Origin of the sequence: Gordonia ajococcus, assembly GCF_012974285.1 — a bacterium.
GTDB classification, from domain to species: domain Bacteria; phylum Actinomycetota; class Actinomycetes; order Mycobacteriales; family Mycobacteriaceae; genus Gordonia; species Gordonia amicalis.
Genome location: NZ_CP052884.1, coordinates 3496678 through 3511765, shown reverse-complemented (window position 1 = coordinate 3511765; position 15088 = coordinate 3496678). Strand labels below are relative to the sequence as shown.

Here is a 15088-nt window from a genome sequence, read left to right as displayed (position 1 = left end):
GGCTGATCCCGCCGTCGTGTTTCCCTCACGCCGAGCAGATCCGGTCAGCGCGAAGGAAACCGCCCATCGCGAGGTGAACCGCTGCGCGGAAACAGGTTTCACGTTTCGTGGAACCTCGCCGCCCGGCGCTGCGTCAAAGTCCCATGGTCCTCCGCGACGCGACGTTCCGATCGCCGACGCTCCGGCGGCTCCGCATGCGGGTGCGGTGGATCGCCTGGAAGTCATCGGCATCGGGGTCGTGGTCGGCCCGACAGTGGTCGCTGCTGGTCTTCGCGGTCGTCACGGCGATCGTGGTCGCGGTGGGATCAGGTGGATTCGGTCCGCAGTCCGACATCGACTCGCGAGTGCGGACGCTGGCGCGAGAAGCTCTGGCGCGCTTGGCGTCCATCCCCGTGCACGCACAGCGTCCCGACCGCGACGACTACGACCGAAGCGCGTTCGGCGCGGCGTGGACGGATGCGGTGGCCGTGGCCGGGGGTGGCAACGGATGCGACACCCGCAACGACATCCTGGCCCGAGATCTACAGGACATCCGGGCGGGACCGGTGTCGAGTTGTCCGCGCGCGGTTCTCGCGGGGGAGTTCCGGAGCCCGTACAGCGGCGAGTTCGTGGTGTTCCGCCGCGACCGCAACGCGTCGAGTGTGCAGATCGACCACATCGTGCCGCTGGCCTACGCATGGGACATGGGTGCGTGGTCGTGGGAACTCGGCCGACGACTGAGCTTCGCCAACGACCCGGCCAACCTCGTCGCCGTCGACGGCCCCTCGAATCAGGACAAGAGTGACTCCGAACCGGGCCGGTGGATGCCACCGGTCCGCGGGTTCTGGTGCCAGTACGCGATCCAGTTCGTGATGGTCAGCGCGACATACGGTTTGACGGTCGATGCCGAATCGCGTGAGGTGCTGACCGACGCGTTGCGGTGCGGACAGTGAGGCGGCGAGCTCAGGCCGAGAACGTCGGTTTGCCTCCGGTGGGCCGTTTGAGCTGCGAGAAGGCAGACGTGGCCCCGAGCGTGACGATCGCGGAGTAGAGGGCCTCGGCCTCGTCACCGGTCGGGATGTCGGAGAGCACCGGGCCGAAGAAGTGGGTTCCGTTGATCCCGGTGATCGGGCTGCCGCCGGTCTCGCCCAGGACATCCTGACTGCGTTGGTGCGCTGTCCTCAGGGCATCGTCGAACGAGTCGTCGTCCATGGCCTCGGCCAGTTCACCGGGGAGTCCGGCCTCGACGAGGATCTCCGAGACGACCGCGGGGGTCATCTCGTCGCCCGCGTGGTGAAAACGCCGGCCGACCGCCGAGTAGAGGGGCCCGATCGCGTCCGCGCCGTTCTTCGCGACGGCGGCCATGAACACCCGGCCGAGCCGGCGGGAGGTGTCCAGTTGCCGTCGCTGCTGGTCCGATGCGGGTTCCCGATCCTCGTTGAGGACGGCCAGACTCATGACGTGCCAGTCGACCGAGTCATCGTGTCTCCCGGCCTGGTCGGCGAGCCACCGCGATGCGGCCCACGCGAAGGGACACACCGGATCGAAGTAGAAGTCGAAGCGGTTCATGACAACTCCTGTCGTGTCAGGGATTCTGTTCTGGGATCGGCGGGGGTCAGGACTGGTTCGACAGTGCGTCGATCGCGGCCTGCAGCTTCGTGGCGGCATCACGTGCGACGGACTCGAGTTCGGGCTCACCCGAGACCTGAACCATCAGATCCGGATTCATCGCCTCGACGAGTGTCGTGCCGGGATGGTCCGGGTCCGACCGGACGACGACGTTGCACGGCAGCAGCAGTCCGATCTGGCGTTGGACCCCGAGTGCTCGGTTTGCCAGAGGCGGATTGCAGGCGCCCAGGATCAGGTACTGCTCCATGTCCTCGTCGAGCTTCTTCTTCATGGTGGCCTGGACATCGATCTCGGTGAGGACTCCGAAACCCTGGTCGGCGAGTGCGGCGCGGGTGCGCTCGACCGCTTCGTCGAAGGGGACGGCCAGCGTGGTGTTCAGTGCGAGGGACATTGTGTTCCTTTCGGTTCGGACCCGGCCCGGGCCAGACGGTTGTCCGCTGGCCCGGGACGGAATCCGGTTCGGGTTGTCAGTGCGCGAAGCTGATCTTGGGCAGGATGCGGCGCAACCAGGCGGGCGACCACCATGCCGCGCGACGCGTGATCCGCAACAGCGCCGGAAGGAGTGTGAGACGGATCAGGACGGCATCCAGCAGAACGGCGACACCGAGGATGATCCCCATCTCCTTCGGGGGAAGAGGTTCGGCCAGGGCGAAGGTGAAGAACACCGCCACCATGACCGCTGCCGCGGCGAAGATGATCCGGCCGGAGTGCGCCATCCCGTCGATCTGTGCCTGTGTGGCGTTGTCGGACCGCTCGAAGTGTTCCTTCGCGGTGGCGAGCAGGAAGACCGTGTAGTCCATCGCGATCGCGAAGATCATCGCGAAGAAGAACACCGGTCCCCACCCGTCGAGGAAGCCCTGTGGTGTGAAGCCCAACAGGTCCGCGAGGTGCCCGTCCTGGAAGATGAGCTTTGCGACGCCGAAGGCAGCTGCCGTCGACAACAGGCTGACCACGGTGCCGATCAGGGCGATCAGAGGTGCCTGCAGCGAGACCAGGAGCAACAGGAAGCCCAGGATGAGGATGACGGCGACAACCAGCGGGAAGTAGTCGTTCAGGGCCTGCTGGAGGTCCAGGTTCTCAGTGGGCGCGCCACCGACCAGTGCACCGTCGGGCAGGGTGCTGCGCAGGTCGTCGACGATCGTGCCCATCTGCTCGTCGGACGGGTCGACCGACGGGAGTGCCTGCATCAGAACGTAATCCGAGCCATCTGCGGAGGGCATCGGGGGAGTCACCATCTCGATTCCCGGCGACTGAGAAGCGGCCTGGGCGGTCTGCTGTGCCTCGTTGGCAGGTGCGACGATCTGCAACATCCCGGGTGCGCCCTCACCCATCTGTGACTGGACGAGTTCGTAGCCCTGACGCACCGGTGCATCCTCGGGGACGACGGTGATCGACGGCATCGCGACCTTCAGGCCGAAGACCGGGATCGCCAACGCGATGAGAACGGCGAGGGAACCGGCGGCCACGGTCCACGGGTGACGGTGCAGGAAGAGTCCCCAGCGGGCGAACACCGGTGAACGGTGCTGCTGACGGCGGGCATACGGCATCGACACCGCATTGACCCGGGGACCCAGCTTGCCCAGCGCGGCGGGCAGAAGTGTCAGGGTTGCCGCCAGGACGAAGACGACGGCGAGCATGATGCCCACGGCCATCGTTCGCACCGCGGGTGCGGGAACCAGCAACACGGCCGACAAGCTCACCAGGACGGTGATGCCGGAGAGCAACACCGCTTTTCCTGCGGTGTCCATGGTCTCGGCGACCGCGGCACGCATGTTGTCGCCGTAACCGCGCATGGCATCGCGGAAGCGCGACACGATGAACAGTGCGTAGTCGATGCCCAGGGCCAGAGCGAACATCATGGCGAAGTTGATCGCCCACACCGAGATCGGGGTGACCTGGTTCAGCAGGACCAGTCCGCCGGCGGACGCGACGAGTCCGGCGATGGTCAGCAGCAAGGGAAGTCCGGCCGCGACCAGCGACCCGAAGGCCAGCACCATGATCGTCAAGGTGACCGGCCAGGAGAACAGCTCGGCCTTGATCATCGCGTCGTGATTGGCCTTGTTGAAGTCACTCCACAACGCGGACGCACCGGTCGGGTAGACCTCGACACCGTTCCCGGACAGCCCGGTCAGCTCGTCTTTGTGTTCGTCGACTGCCCGCACCATGTCGTCGGTGTTGGCAGCAGCGCCGATGATGACGATGCCGGTGTGACCGTCGGGACTGATGGACATTCCCGGTTGTGGTGGCACGACCTGGGCGAATCGGTCATCGGTCGCCGCGAGTTCGGTGATCTTTCCGACGACGGCCTGGACCGCGGGACTCTCGACGCGATCGCGGTCGGAATGGACGACCACCTGCACCGCAGCCGAGGAGTTGCCGCCGAAGTGCTGCTGGGCCAGTTCGCGGACCTGGACGGACTCGGACCCGTTCGCCTGCCATCCGGCGCCGGCGAGTGAGGAGAACACCGAGGGCGCCGCCGCTCCCAGAACCACCAGGAGGAGCACCCACACACCGAACACCCAACGGGCGCGGCCGGCCATCGTCGCGCCCCAGCGACCGAGGATTCCGGCTGCGGAACCTGTTGGGTCAGGTGTTGCTTCGTCTTCGGACAGGGCCGTCTTCGGCGCCATGAGATTCCTTTCGTCTGATACCCGTAGGGGTATTGGATCTGGCGCGAAGATACCCCGGGGGGTATGGTGGCGTCAAGGATCCACAGCTCCGACTACCGAGAGCTGTGGGTGTTGAAACATGAGGAGGAATCACCATGGCCGCAGACGAGAGGCCGCGCTTGACCGTCGGGGAAGAGGCGATGGGGGCTGTTCTGAATCGGCTGAAGCGTGCTCAGGGCCAGCTTGCCGGGGTGATCGCCATGATCGAGGCGGGCCGGGACTGCGCGGACGTGGTCACCCAGCTCGCGGCGGTGTCGCGAGCGCTCGACCGGGCCGGCTTCAAGGTCGTGGCGTCGGGGATGCGGCAGTGTGTCGAGACCGCCGACGGTGAGCAGCCGCCGTTGTCCGAGGCTGCACTGGAGAAGCTGTTCCTCGCGCTGGCGTGACGGGCGGTCCGGGGCCGGTGGCCGAGTAGGAGCGAACGAAAGAGGGGGCCGAGGCATCGGCCCCCTCTTTCGTGGATGTGGGTGTTTTCGTGGGTGGGTGAGCAGGGCGCTCAGCGGGGGTATGTGGCGCGAGGGAGTCCCGCCTTCGACATGAGCAGGCTGGCGGGGCACCATCCGACGGCGCTGTAGAGCAGCAGATTGGCGGCCACGAAGAGGGTGAGCACGGTCCACCACGGGGACACTGTCAGTACGAGGATGACGCTGATCGTCACCATCACGCCCGCGAGCGCGGGCACCATTCTCTCCACCGTCAATCGGGGCTCGTGAGTACCGGTTGCGCGTGTCATGGGGTCTTCCTTCTGCTGGGGACGTGTGAACGCCCGGGATCGATGGCAATGCCACTATACCCCCTGGGGTATAGTGGCGGCGTTGTCTCGAACTCGAACGTAAGGACCGAGAGCATGTGTTCACCGGTGAAGTGCCCAACGTGTGGCAAGACGACCTGGTCGGGGTGCGGTCGTCATGTCGACGCCCTCAAACGCCGCATTCTCGACTCTCAGTGGTGCGACGGGCACAAGCAGGCGCCGTCCCCGCGCTCGAAGTGGTGGTCCAGAGCCTGACCGGACCGGATAGCTCTTTGGGGACGTGCTCGGCCCGGCGCTACTCTTGAGGACGGCATACATCCCGCGGCGGCATCGTCGCGGCGACCACCCGCGAAGTCGAGGATGTTGATGAGCGCACCCACCGCAGAGCCCTCCGTCGCAAGAGACGAGTCCGGAACCGAGAAGGTCGTCCTCGGACTCGCGCGAGCGGCGAAATCGGCATCCCGCTCGCTGGGTGGTCTCACGTCGGCGGACAAGAACGAGGTCCTGCTCGCGGCAGCTGACGCCATCGAATCCGCGTCGGAGACGATCCTCACCGCCAACGCCGAGGACATCGCGCGCGCCGAGGAGGCGGGCACCGAGGCGAGCCTGCTCGATCGCCTGCGTCTCGACGAATCCCGTGTCGTCGGCATCGCGAACGGTCTGCGTCAGGTCGCGGTCCTGCCCGATCCGATCGGTGAGATCGTCTCCGGCAAGACGCTGCCCAACGGACTTCAACTCCGACAGGTACGGGTTCCCCTCGGTGTCGTCGGCATCGTCTACGAGGCGCGGCCCAACGTCACGGTCGACGCCTTCGGGATCGCCTTCAAGTCGGGTAACGCGGTGCTGCTCCGCGGTTCGTCGTCGGCCGCGTCGTCGAACGCCGAACTCGTCCGCGTCCTGCGAGAGACCCTGTCCGCGAAGGGCGTCAGCGCTGATGCCGTGTCGCTGCTGCCCAGCGAGGACCGCTCGAGCGTCACCGCGCTCATCCGCGCCCGCGGACTCGTCGACGTCGTGATCCCGCGCGGCGGTGCCGGTCTCATCGAGGCCGTCGTCTCCAACGCGACCGTCCCCACCATCGAGACCGGCGTGGGCAACTGCCACGTCTACGTGCACGCCCTCGCCGACCTCGACGTCGCCGTCCGCGTCATCCTGAACTCCAAGACCCGCCGGCCGAGTGTCTGTAACACCGCCGAGACGGTCCTGATCGACAAGGCGGTGGCGGCCGACGCGCTGCCTCGCATCACCCAGGTCCTGCAGTCCCAGGGCGTCGTGATCCACGGTGACGAGCCGGGCATGGAACCGGCCACCGAGGACGACTGGACCAAGGAGTATCTGTCGATGGACATCGCGATGAAGGTCGTCGACGACCTCGACGCCGCCGTCTCCCACATCGACTCCTACGGCACCGGTCACACCGAGGCGATCATCACCACCGACCTCGCCGCCGCGGACGAGTTCACCCGCCGCGTGGACGCCGCCGCCGTCATGGTGAACGCCTCCACCGCCTTCACCGACGGCGAGCAGTTCGGGTTCGGCGCCGAGATCGGCATCTCCACCCAGAAGCTGCACGCCCGCGGCCCGATGGGCCTGCCCGAGCTGACCTCGACCAAGTGGCTGGTCTGGGGCAACGGCCACGTTCGGCCGGCCTGATGACGGGCTCCACGGAGTACACCGGTTCCGGACCACAGGTCGTCCCGTCGTTCACCTCCGTCGACGACGTCGTCGCACGGCTCCGCGACACCGGCTACCTCGCCGACGACGCCACGGCGACGTCGACCTTCCTCGCCGACCGGCTGGGCAAGCCGCTGCTCGTCGAGGGACCCGCGGGTGTCGGCAAGACCGAACTGGCCAAGTCGATCGCCGCAGCCACGGATGCCGAGCTCGTCCGCCTGCAGTGCTACGAGGGCATCGACGAGGCCCGCGCGCTCTACGAGTGGAACCATGCCAAGCAGATCCTGCACATCCAGGCGACGGGCAACCGCGCCTGGGAAGAGGCGAAGACCGACATCTTCTCCGACGAGTTCCTGCTGCCGCGGCCGCTGCTGAAGGCGATCTCGCGCGAGGGTTCGACCGTGCTGCTGATCGACGAGGTCGACAAGGCCGACGTCGACATGGAGGGGCTGCTCCTCGAGGTGCTCAGCGACTTCGCGATCACCATCCCCGAGATGGGAACCGTTGCCGCGCAGCGCCGACCGATCGTGCTGCTCACCTCGAACGCCACGCGTGAACTGTCCGAGGCGCTCAAGCGTCGCTGCCTGTACCTCTACATCGACTTCCCCGACGCCGAGCGGGAGAAGGAGATCCTCGCGTCGCGGGTGCCGAACCTGTCGGCGTCGCTGAGTGCAGAACTGGTCCGGATCGTCGGTGTGCTGCGGACGCTGGACATCCGCAAGAAGCCGTCGGTGGCCGAGACGATCGACTGGGCCCACACGCTGCTCGCGCTCGGTGCGGGAGAACAGGCCGACGCCAAGCGCGGCGGACTCGACGACGGCCTCATCGCCCGCACCCTCGGTGTGGTGCTCAAACACCGGCCCGATCTGAAGACGGCTCTCAAAGAACTCAAGCTGGGCTGATGACGACTCCGCTCGTCGCGCACCTCACCGATTTCGTCGATGAGCTGCGTCGTCGCGGGATCGTCGTCGGGCCGTCGGCGCTGATCGACGCGGCGAGTGCGATGGAGGTGCTCGATCTGCTCGAGCGGTCCCGCCTCCGTGAGGGTCTGGCGACGACGCTGCTCGTCGACCATGCGCATCGAGGGGTTTTCGACCGTGTCTTCGACCTGTGGTTCCCGGTCGGCGCGGGAATGCGCACCGTCACCGAGGATCTGCCGCGCGACGAGGACGGAAACCTCGACGTCGAGGCGGTGCGGGACGCGCTGGCGGAGATGCTGGCCGACGATGCGGCGGCCGGTGACGGGCGGCTCGAGCAGGCGATCGCGATGATCGTCGACGAACTGGGGCGCTACGGGTCGACGAAGGGCGAGGCCTTCTCGGCGTATCAGGCGATCTCCGCGGTCAACCCGCAGACGTTGATCGCCAAGATCGCCGCGGCGATGGCCGGTGGCGACGGTGCCCGACCGGGTACCGAGCCGCTGTACCGGCAAGCCGCGCGTCAGAAGGCCACCGACCTGCGGGCCGCGATCGAGCGTGAGACGCAGCGTCGGATGGCCGATCGCAACGGCCGGGACAAGGTCGGCGCGTATGCGGTGCCGCCCCTGCCGGAGAACGTCAACTTCCTCTCCGCGGGCGCCAAGGAGCAGGTGGAGATCCGCAAGACGATCGAGCCACTGGCCCGGTTGCTCGCCGCCAAGCTCGAGACGCGGCGGCGTCGTGCCCATCGCGGGGCGGTCGACGTGCGCAAGACACTGCGCGCGTCGATGTCCACTGGCGGCGTCCCGATCGAACTCAGTCACCGCAAGCCGCGTCCCGGACGCCCGGAGCTGATCGTCATCTGCGATGTGTCGGGGTCGGTCGCCGGGTTCAGCCAGTTCACGCTGCGGCTGGTATATGCACTGCGGCAACAGTTCTCGAAGGTACGGGTGTTCGCCTTCGTCGACACCGTCGACGAGGTCACCGACTTCTTCGACCATGGCGAAGAGGATTTCGGTGCTGCGATGCACCACATGATCTCGACCGCGCGGATCTCCACGCGCGACGGACATTCGGATTACGGCAACATGCTCGCCGGTTTCGTCGCCGACCACGTCGAGACGCTGACGCACCGGGGCGCCCTGTTGGTGCTCGGCGACGCGCGCAACAACTACCACGACGCGCACGCCGACGCGCTCGCGGAACTGGTCGAACGCGCCCGGCACGCGTACTGGCTGAACCCCGAGGCCAAGGAGCACTGGGGAACCGGTGATTCGGTCGCCACCGACTACGCGGAGGTCATCGACATGTTCGAATGCCGCAATGCGACGCAGCTGGGAACCGTCATCGCCGACCTGCTGCCGGTCTGACCCGGCCGTCACCGCGTAGACTGACCGTCCATGTCAACCGACCGCCACCGCGCGCGCCGCATCGGCGTCATGGGTGGCACGTTCGATCCGATCCACAACGGGCACCTGGTGGCGGCCAGCGAGGTCGCCCACCGTTTCGAGCTGGACGAGGTGATCTTCGTCCCGACCGGGCGTCCGTGGCAGAAGCTGGGCGAGCACACGATGGTCAGCCCACCCGAGGACCGGTACCTGATGACGGTCATCGCGACGGCGTCGAATCCGCAGTTCAGCGTGAGTCGCGTCGACATCGACCGTGACGGTGACACCTATACCGTGGACACGCTGCGTGATCTGCGGAAACAGCTGCCCGATGCGCAGCTGTACTTCATCACCGGGGCCGATGCGCTGGAGTCGATCCTGTCGTGGCAGGACTGGGAGGAACTGTTCGAGCTGGCGCGGTTCGTGGGTGTGAGCCGGCCGGGGTATGAGCTCGACGCCACGCATCTGGCGCAGCATCTCGCCCAGATGCCGGATGACACGCTGCACCTGCTGGAGATCCCGGCGCTGGCGATCTCGTCGACCGAATGCCGCACGCGTGCGGCACAGAGACGACCGGTCTGGTACCTGGTGCCCGACGGCGTCGTGCAGTACATCGCCAAGAGGAAGCTGTATCGTGCGCCTCGGGCGTCGTCGCCCGGGGTGTCCGCGCCGGGAGCGGAGCGAGCGGGCGGTAATGATCCTGCGCCGGGAGCGGAGCGAGCGGGCAGAGTTGATCCTGCGCCGGGAGCGCCTGCGGCCTCGGCCGGTAAGTGAATTTTCGAGAGGACTTGTGTGACTGCGTCAGCTGAAGCGTTGGAGATGGCCAAGGTGGCTGCTCTGGCGGCCGCGGAGAAGCTCGCCCATGAGGTGACCGTGATCGATGTGTCGGAACAGTTGGTGATCACCGACGCCTTCGTCATCGCGTCGGCGGACAACGAGCGACAGGTCAATGCGATCGTCGACGAGGTCGAGGAGAAGTTGCGGGAGGCCGGGCACAAGCCGCTGCGCCGCGAGGGTACCCGTGAGGGCCGGTGGGCTCTGCTCGACTACGCCGACATCGTGGTGCACATCCAGCACACCGACGAACGACGCTTCTACGCACTGGAGAGTCTGTGGAAGGACTGTCCGGTGGTCGAGGTGGAAGGGCTTTCGTGAGCGGCGGTCCCGACAATCACGACACCTCGGTCGAGCGCCTGACCCCGGTCGTCCGGCGCCTGATCCTGTTGCGTCACGGGCAGACCGAGTACAACGCGGGCAGCCGCATGCAAGGCCAGCTCGACACCGACCTCTCCGAGCTTGGTGTGCGGCAGGCGAATTCGGCTGCCATCGAACTGGCCAAGCGGCAGCCCCTGGTGATCTGGTCGTCGGATCTGAAGCGTGCACGGGAGACCGCGGAGGCGCTGGCGCAGCGCACCGGGCTCTCGGTGACAGTCGACCAGCGCCTCCGTGAGACCCATCTCGGCGAGTGGCAGGGTCTCACCCATCTCGACGTGGACGCGGCGATGCCGGGAGCGCGTGTGGTGTGGCGCGACGACGCGACGTGGACGCCGCCGGGTGGCGAGAGCCGCGTCGACGTGGCGAAGCGTTCCACCCCGCTGGTGGACGAGCTGATCGAGCAGCTGCCGGAATGGGGCGTGGGTGACAACCCCGAGGCTCCGGTCGTGCTGGTGGCCCACGGCGGGGTGATCGCGGCGATGACCGCTGCGCTGCTCGGACTGCCGGTGGACAACTGGCCGGTTTTCGGTGGGTTGGCGAACACCAGCTGGGTTCAGCTGTCCGGGCACGGCATGCCCGGCGAGCTCCCGCGCTGGCGTCTCGACGTGTGGAATGCGTCGGCCGAGGACTCCGATCCAGCCGTGCAGTGACCGATCCGGCTCTCGATGCCCCTGCGGGGGAGCGCTGTGTACTGGTCCTGTCCGACTCGCTGGCCTACTACGGCCCGGTCGGCGGGCTGCCCGCGGACGATCCGCGGATCTGGCCGTCGCTGGTCGGCGCCGACGTCGGTCTGCCCGTGCGGTTGTTCGGCCGGATCGGCTGGACGAGCCGCGACGTGTGGTGGGCGCTGACCCAGGACCCGAACATCTGGGCCACGGTGCCGCATGCCGACGTCGTCGTGCTGGCATTCGGGGGGATGGACACGCTGCCCTCGCCGCTGCCGACCGCGCTGCGGGAGCAGATCCGATATGTGCGGCCGAATCGGTTGCGGCAGTTGGTGCGGAACGCGTATTCATGGGTGCAGCCGCGCGGCTCGCGTCTGGGCTGGCCGCTGGCGTTGCCGCCGAAGGTGACCGTCGAATACCTGGACAAGATCCGAGAGGCCCTCACACAGCTACGCCCGGAGCTGCCGATCGTCGTGTGTCTGCCACCGACCCATCGCAGCCCGTATTACGGCTACGTCCACACGGGTCGTATCCCGACGACGGCGGCGATCGCGCGGTGGGCGGAGAGACACGGGTTGCCCTGCGTCGACTTCTACCCGGTGACCCGGGACGCGTTCGACGATCCGGCCGCGGAGATGAACCCGGACGGCATCCACTGGGGCTTCTCGTGCCATCGCCGGATCGCCGATGCGGTGGCGCCGGTGGTCGAGAAGAGCCGCGCGAACCGATAGTCGACGGACGCCACGACTCCCGTGTGAGGTCGGGCCGGTGAACCGGCTAACGTAGACGGGTGCCTGTCGTCGTCGTCACAGATTCCTCTTCTCGGTTGCCGGAGTCGGTCACCGAGCATTACGGGATCCGGCAGGTGCCGCTGCACGTGACGGTCGAGGACAAGGACTACCGCGAGGGCATCGACCCCATTCCGGAGGATGTCGTCTCGATGCCCGGCGTGACCACGTCTGGAGCTAATCCCGCCGAACTCACCGAGTACTTCGAATCCGCGCTGGAGGCCAGCGAGGGAGCGGGTGTGGTGAGCGTGCACATGTCCCGGAGATTGTCCGGCACCTGGGGTTCGGCACGGCTGGCGGCGGAGAAGTTCTCTGGGCAGGTCCGCATCGTCGATTCCCGATCTGTCGGTCTCGCAGTGGGTTTGACCGCCATCGCCGCGGCCCAGGCGGCCGCCGGTGGGGCCGACCGCGACCGCGTCTACGAGTCCGCGATCCGGCAGGCCGCGACGGTGGACTCACTGCTGTGCGTACAGCAGCTCGACAACCTGCGTCAGAGTGGCCGGATCTCCGCGGCCGGAAGACTCTTCGGGTCGGCGCTGTCGATCAAGCCGATCCTGCACATGGTCGACGGCACGCTCCAGCTCAAGGAACGCCATCGCACGTTCTCCAAGGCGCTCGACAAGATGGTCGGCGCCGCGGTCGAGTCGGCGGGAGGTCGCGCGGTCACCGTCGGAGTGCAGCACTGCGAGACCCCGGACGTCGCGGCCGAACTTCTCGCCACCCTGCGCAACCGGCTGCGGATGGTGACCTCCGAGCTGACCGTCGACCTCGGGCCGATCCTCGGTTCCCACGTGGGTCCCGGGGCGGTGGGCGTCGTCATCGCGTCGCATCTCGAACCGATCGAAGGGCTCGAGGAGGGCTGACGGCGCCCGTTTCCTGTCGACAGCCGCGCTCCTGTCCACAGATCTCGTGGTCGGCGTCCACAGCTCACGTGATCGGTTCTGAACACCCCTAGCGTGTGACGCCATGAGCGCATCAGGACGGCGGAATCCGCTGGACCGGTTGGGGCCGGTCGTCGAGCGGCCGGCGAGCCGGGACGACTTGTCGCCGGCCGCGGCCGGCTCCGACCCACCGCCGGGTGCCGGTGACCCTGCCGCGGCAGCCGTGGCGGTCGAGGAGCCCGAGCATCCGGGGTGGGGGATCGGTGGGATGCCGACGTGGCTGGATGCGCCGCCGCCCACGTCGCCGACGCGTGGGCATTTCGACGATGTGCTCGACCCCGACGACGATCGGTCGGGTGAGGACCGGGACGAGGACGAGGATCCCGTTCCGCGCCGACGCTTCGCCGTGGCACCGCCCGCGGCGATCGCGTTGATCGCGGTCGGGGTGATCGCCTGTGTCGTGGCCGGATTCGGACTGTTCCGCGGAACGGATTCCGCACCAGTCGTGGATTTCGGCGCGACGGCCGGTTCGTCGTCGATGCCGGATGCATCGGTGCCTCCGGTCAGCGCGCCACCGAGTACGACGCCGGCCCGGTTGGTGGTGAGCGTCGTCGGACTGGTGAACAGACCCGGACTGGTGCGTCTCGCTCCGGGAGCCAGGGTCGCCGAGGCGATCGACCAGGCCGGTGGGCCGCGCAAGGGCGCGGACCTCTTGTCGCTCAATCTCGCTCGGATTCTGCGCGACGGAGATCAGATCCTCGTCGGTTATGCCGCGGGCGAGGGGCGGATGTCGCTGCGTAGTGCGGTGGTCGGAGCCGAAGGTGGTGTGCCTGCACCGGGCCCGTCGGTCGGGCGGGGAAGTCCGCCACCGGCATCGTCGGCTGCCGAACCGGGCGGCCGGGTCAACCTCAACACGGCGACCGAGGCCGAGCTGGATGCGCTCCCCGGCGTCGGTCCGGTGACGGCGAAGGCGATCCTCGACTGGCGAGAACGCAACGGCCGCTTCACATCTGTGGACCAGCTCGCCGAAGTCGACGGGATCGGTCCGGCCCGGCTGGCGAAGCTGGTGAACCTCGTGACGGTCTGAGGCGATGGACTTCCGGCTGCTGGTGCCGGCGGTGATGGTGTGGTCGGTGACGGCGTGCGGGCTGGTGGCCCCGGTCGGTGTCGGCGTCGGCGTCGCGATCGTCTCGGCGGTGGTGGCCCTCGCCGGGGTGCTGGCATGCGGTGCTCACCGGCTCGGCTGGGAGGCGGTGGGGCTGGTCGTCGTAGGAGCGGGTTTGGCCGCGGCTTGTGCGACATCCCTCTCGCTCCGGCAGGAGGCCCGTGCCGATCATCCGCTGTCGCATGTGTCGGGGAAGGCGACGGTGGTCATGACTCTTCGCAGCGATCCGTTGCCGATCGGCCCGACGGGGCAGGGACGCATCCGCGCGCGCGTCGACGTCGAACAGATCGGTACCGAGCGGGTCTCGACCGCGCCGGCAGACCTTCGTGGTGCAACGCAGGCATGGGCGGGGTTGCTGCCCGGTCAACGAGTCGTCGCCGTCGTGAAGGTGCGGCCACCACCGGACCGAACTCTTCTCGTCGCGTCCCTCACCGCGTCTTCCCCGAAGCTCGTCGGCGGACCGCCCGCGTACCAGACCGTCGCGGGATCGATCCGGCAACGCCTACAACTGGTGGCGACCCGCGCCCTCGGTCCGGAGGCCGCGGGTCTGCTGCCGGGGCTCGTGCTCGGCGACGAGAGCGGGGTGGACGAGGGACTGCGCGATGACTTCCGGGCCGCGGGCCTGAGCCATCTCACCGCGGTGTCCGGAGCGAATTTCGCGATCGTCTGCGGCGCAGCGCTTCTCATCGTCCGCAGCATCGGGGTGCCGCCGCGCTCGTCGGCGATCGTCGGCCTCGTGGTGATCGTCGGTTTCGTGATGCTCGTCCGGCCGACACCCAGCGTGTTGCGCGCGGCGCTGATGGGTGGGGTCGGGGTGTTGGCTCTGTTCGCGTCGCGACGCTCGCAGTCGCTGCCTGCTCTGGGGGCCGCAGTGATCGGCGGTCTGCTGTGGTGGCCGGAGTTGGCGCTGCAGCCGGGCTTTGCGCTGTCGGTGGCGGCCACCTGCGCCATCGTGCTGTGGGCGCCTCGTCTCCGGGATCGGTTGCGGGCGTGGCGTTGTCCGCCGGGATTGGCGGAGGTGATCGCGATGGCGGTCACCGCGCAAGTGGTGACCGCGCCGGTCGTCGTGCTGGTGACAGGTCAGTTGTCCGTGGTCGGGATCGTGGCCAACCTTCTCGTCGCACCCGTGGTCGCGATCATCAGCGTCGTCGGTACCGCTGCCGCCCTCATCGGTGCGATCGGTCCGCCCGACGGCCTCGGTGCCGGGATCGCCGAACTCTTGGTCCGAGCTCTGGGGCCGGAACTGTGGTGGATGATCTGGTGCGCGCACGCCTTCGGCGGGCCGGGGTGGGCGAGTGTGGAGGTGCTGGGGTGGGCGAGTGTGGAGGTGCTGGGGTGAGGGGAAGATGAGGCAGATGCCCCACGCGGGT

The 15088-nt window shown here is 67.9% G+C and carries 16 protein-coding genes; 12 read left to right on the top strand and 4 right to left on the bottom strand.

The genetic code is table 11. The annotated features are described in order from the left end of the window. The first annotated feature begins 143 nt into the window (after positions 1-143). Positions 144-932, top strand: a complete 789-nt coding sequence (locus tag GAA2_RS15925; RefSeq protein WP_024500512.1) for an HNH endonuclease family protein — start codon at positions 144-146, stop codon at positions 930-932. A gap of 10 nt (positions 933-942) precedes the next feature. Here GAA2_RS15925 and GAA2_RS15920 read toward each other — a convergent pair whose 3' ends face one another. From GAA2_RS15920 to GAA2_RS15910, 3 genes are all read right to left on the bottom strand, one after another. Continuing rightward, a complete protein-coding gene (locus GAA2_RS15920; protein WP_006434809.1) occupies positions 943-1548 on the bottom strand; it encodes a DsbA family protein in 606 nt (201 codons plus the stop codon). A 46-nt stretch (positions 1549-1594) separates the two neighbouring features. After that, positions 1595-1999, bottom strand: coding sequence for a DUF302 domain-containing protein (locus GAA2_RS15915; RefSeq protein WP_006434810.1), 405 nt, complete (start codon positions 1997-1999; stop codon positions 1595-1597). A 76-nt stretch (positions 2000-2075) separates the two neighbouring features. Beyond that, entirely contained in the window at positions 2076-4238 is a 2163-nt protein-coding gene (locus GAA2_RS15910; RefSeq protein WP_006434811.1) for an MMPL family transporter, read from the bottom strand. 134 nt (positions 4239-4372) lie between these two features. Here GAA2_RS15910 and GAA2_RS15905 point away from each other — a divergent pair, with 134 nt between their 5' ends. After that, complete coding sequence (locus tag GAA2_RS15905) at positions 4373-4663, top strand: metal-sensitive transcriptional regulator (protein ID WP_374978496.1); 291 nt, start codon at positions 4373-4375, stop codon at positions 4661-4663. 110 nt (positions 4664-4773) lie between these two features. Here the strand turns inward: GAA2_RS15905 and GAA2_RS15900 are convergent, their stop codons facing one another. Then, on the bottom strand, positions 4774-5010 hold the full coding sequence (locus GAA2_RS15900; protein ID WP_006434813.1) for a DUF2892 domain-containing protein: 237 nt from the start codon (positions 5008-5010) through the stop codon (positions 4774-4776). Positions 5011-5394: 384 nt separating this feature from the next. Between GAA2_RS15900 and GAA2_RS15895 the strand changes: the two genes are divergently transcribed. From GAA2_RS15895 to GAA2_RS15850, 10 genes are all read left to right on the top strand, one after another. After that, on the top strand, positions 5395-6678 hold the full coding sequence (locus GAA2_RS15895) for a glutamate-5-semialdehyde dehydrogenase (protein ID WP_006434814.1): 1284 nt from the start codon (positions 5395-5397) through the stop codon (positions 6676-6678). Continuing rightward, positions 6678-7601, top strand: a complete 924-nt coding sequence (locus GAA2_RS15890; RefSeq protein WP_006434815.1) for an AAA family ATPase — start codon at positions 6678-6680, stop codon at positions 7599-7601. Before GAA2_RS15895 ends, GAA2_RS15890 begins: the two co-directional genes overlap by 1 nt. After that, positions 7601-8986, top strand: coding sequence for a vWA domain-containing protein (locus GAA2_RS15885; RefSeq protein ID WP_006434816.1), 1386 nt, complete (start codon positions 7601-7603; stop codon positions 8984-8986). Before GAA2_RS15890 ends, GAA2_RS15885 begins: the two co-directional genes overlap by 1 nt. Positions 8987-9016: 30 nt before the next feature. Beyond that, entirely contained in the window at positions 9017-9778 is a 762-nt protein-coding gene (gene nadD, locus GAA2_RS15880; RefSeq protein WP_006434817.1) for a nicotinate-nucleotide adenylyltransferase, read from the top strand. 18 nt (positions 9779-9796) lie between these two features. Beyond that, the gene (gene rsfS, locus GAA2_RS15875) at positions 9797-10159 is read left to right on the top strand and encodes a ribosome silencing factor (protein WP_006434818.1); all 363 of its coding nucleotides are present in this window, start codon (positions 9797-9799) and stop codon (positions 10157-10159) included. After that, positions 10156-10869, top strand: coding sequence for a histidine phosphatase family protein (locus GAA2_RS15870; protein ID WP_006434819.1), 714 nt, complete (start codon positions 10156-10158; stop codon positions 10867-10869). The genes rsfS and GAA2_RS15870 overlap by 4 nt, the downstream gene beginning before the upstream one ends. Then, a complete protein-coding gene (gene octT, locus GAA2_RS15865; protein ID WP_096274201.1) occupies positions 10866-11615 on the top strand; it encodes a diglucosylglycerate octanoyltransferase in 750 nt (249 codons plus the stop codon). Before GAA2_RS15870 ends, octT begins: the two co-directional genes overlap by 4 nt. Before the next feature lie 59 nt (positions 11616-11674). Further along, positions 11675-12535 carry a DegV family protein gene (locus GAA2_RS15860; protein WP_006434822.1) on the top strand — a complete coding sequence of 287 codons (861 nt, stop codon included), beginning with the start codon at positions 11675-11677 and terminating at the stop codon, positions 12533-12535. Between the two features lie 103 nt (positions 12536-12638). Next, entirely contained in the window at positions 12639-13640 is a 1002-nt protein-coding gene (locus GAA2_RS15855; protein WP_191834453.1) for a ComEA family DNA-binding protein, read from the top strand. A 4-nt stretch (positions 13641-13644) separates the two neighbouring features. Next, the gene (locus GAA2_RS15850; RefSeq protein WP_191834452.1) at positions 13645-15057 is read left to right on the top strand and encodes a ComEC/Rec2 family competence protein; all 1413 of its coding nucleotides are present in this window, start codon (positions 13645-13647) and stop codon (positions 15055-15057) included. The last annotated feature ends 31 nt before the right edge of the window (positions 15058-15088 follow it).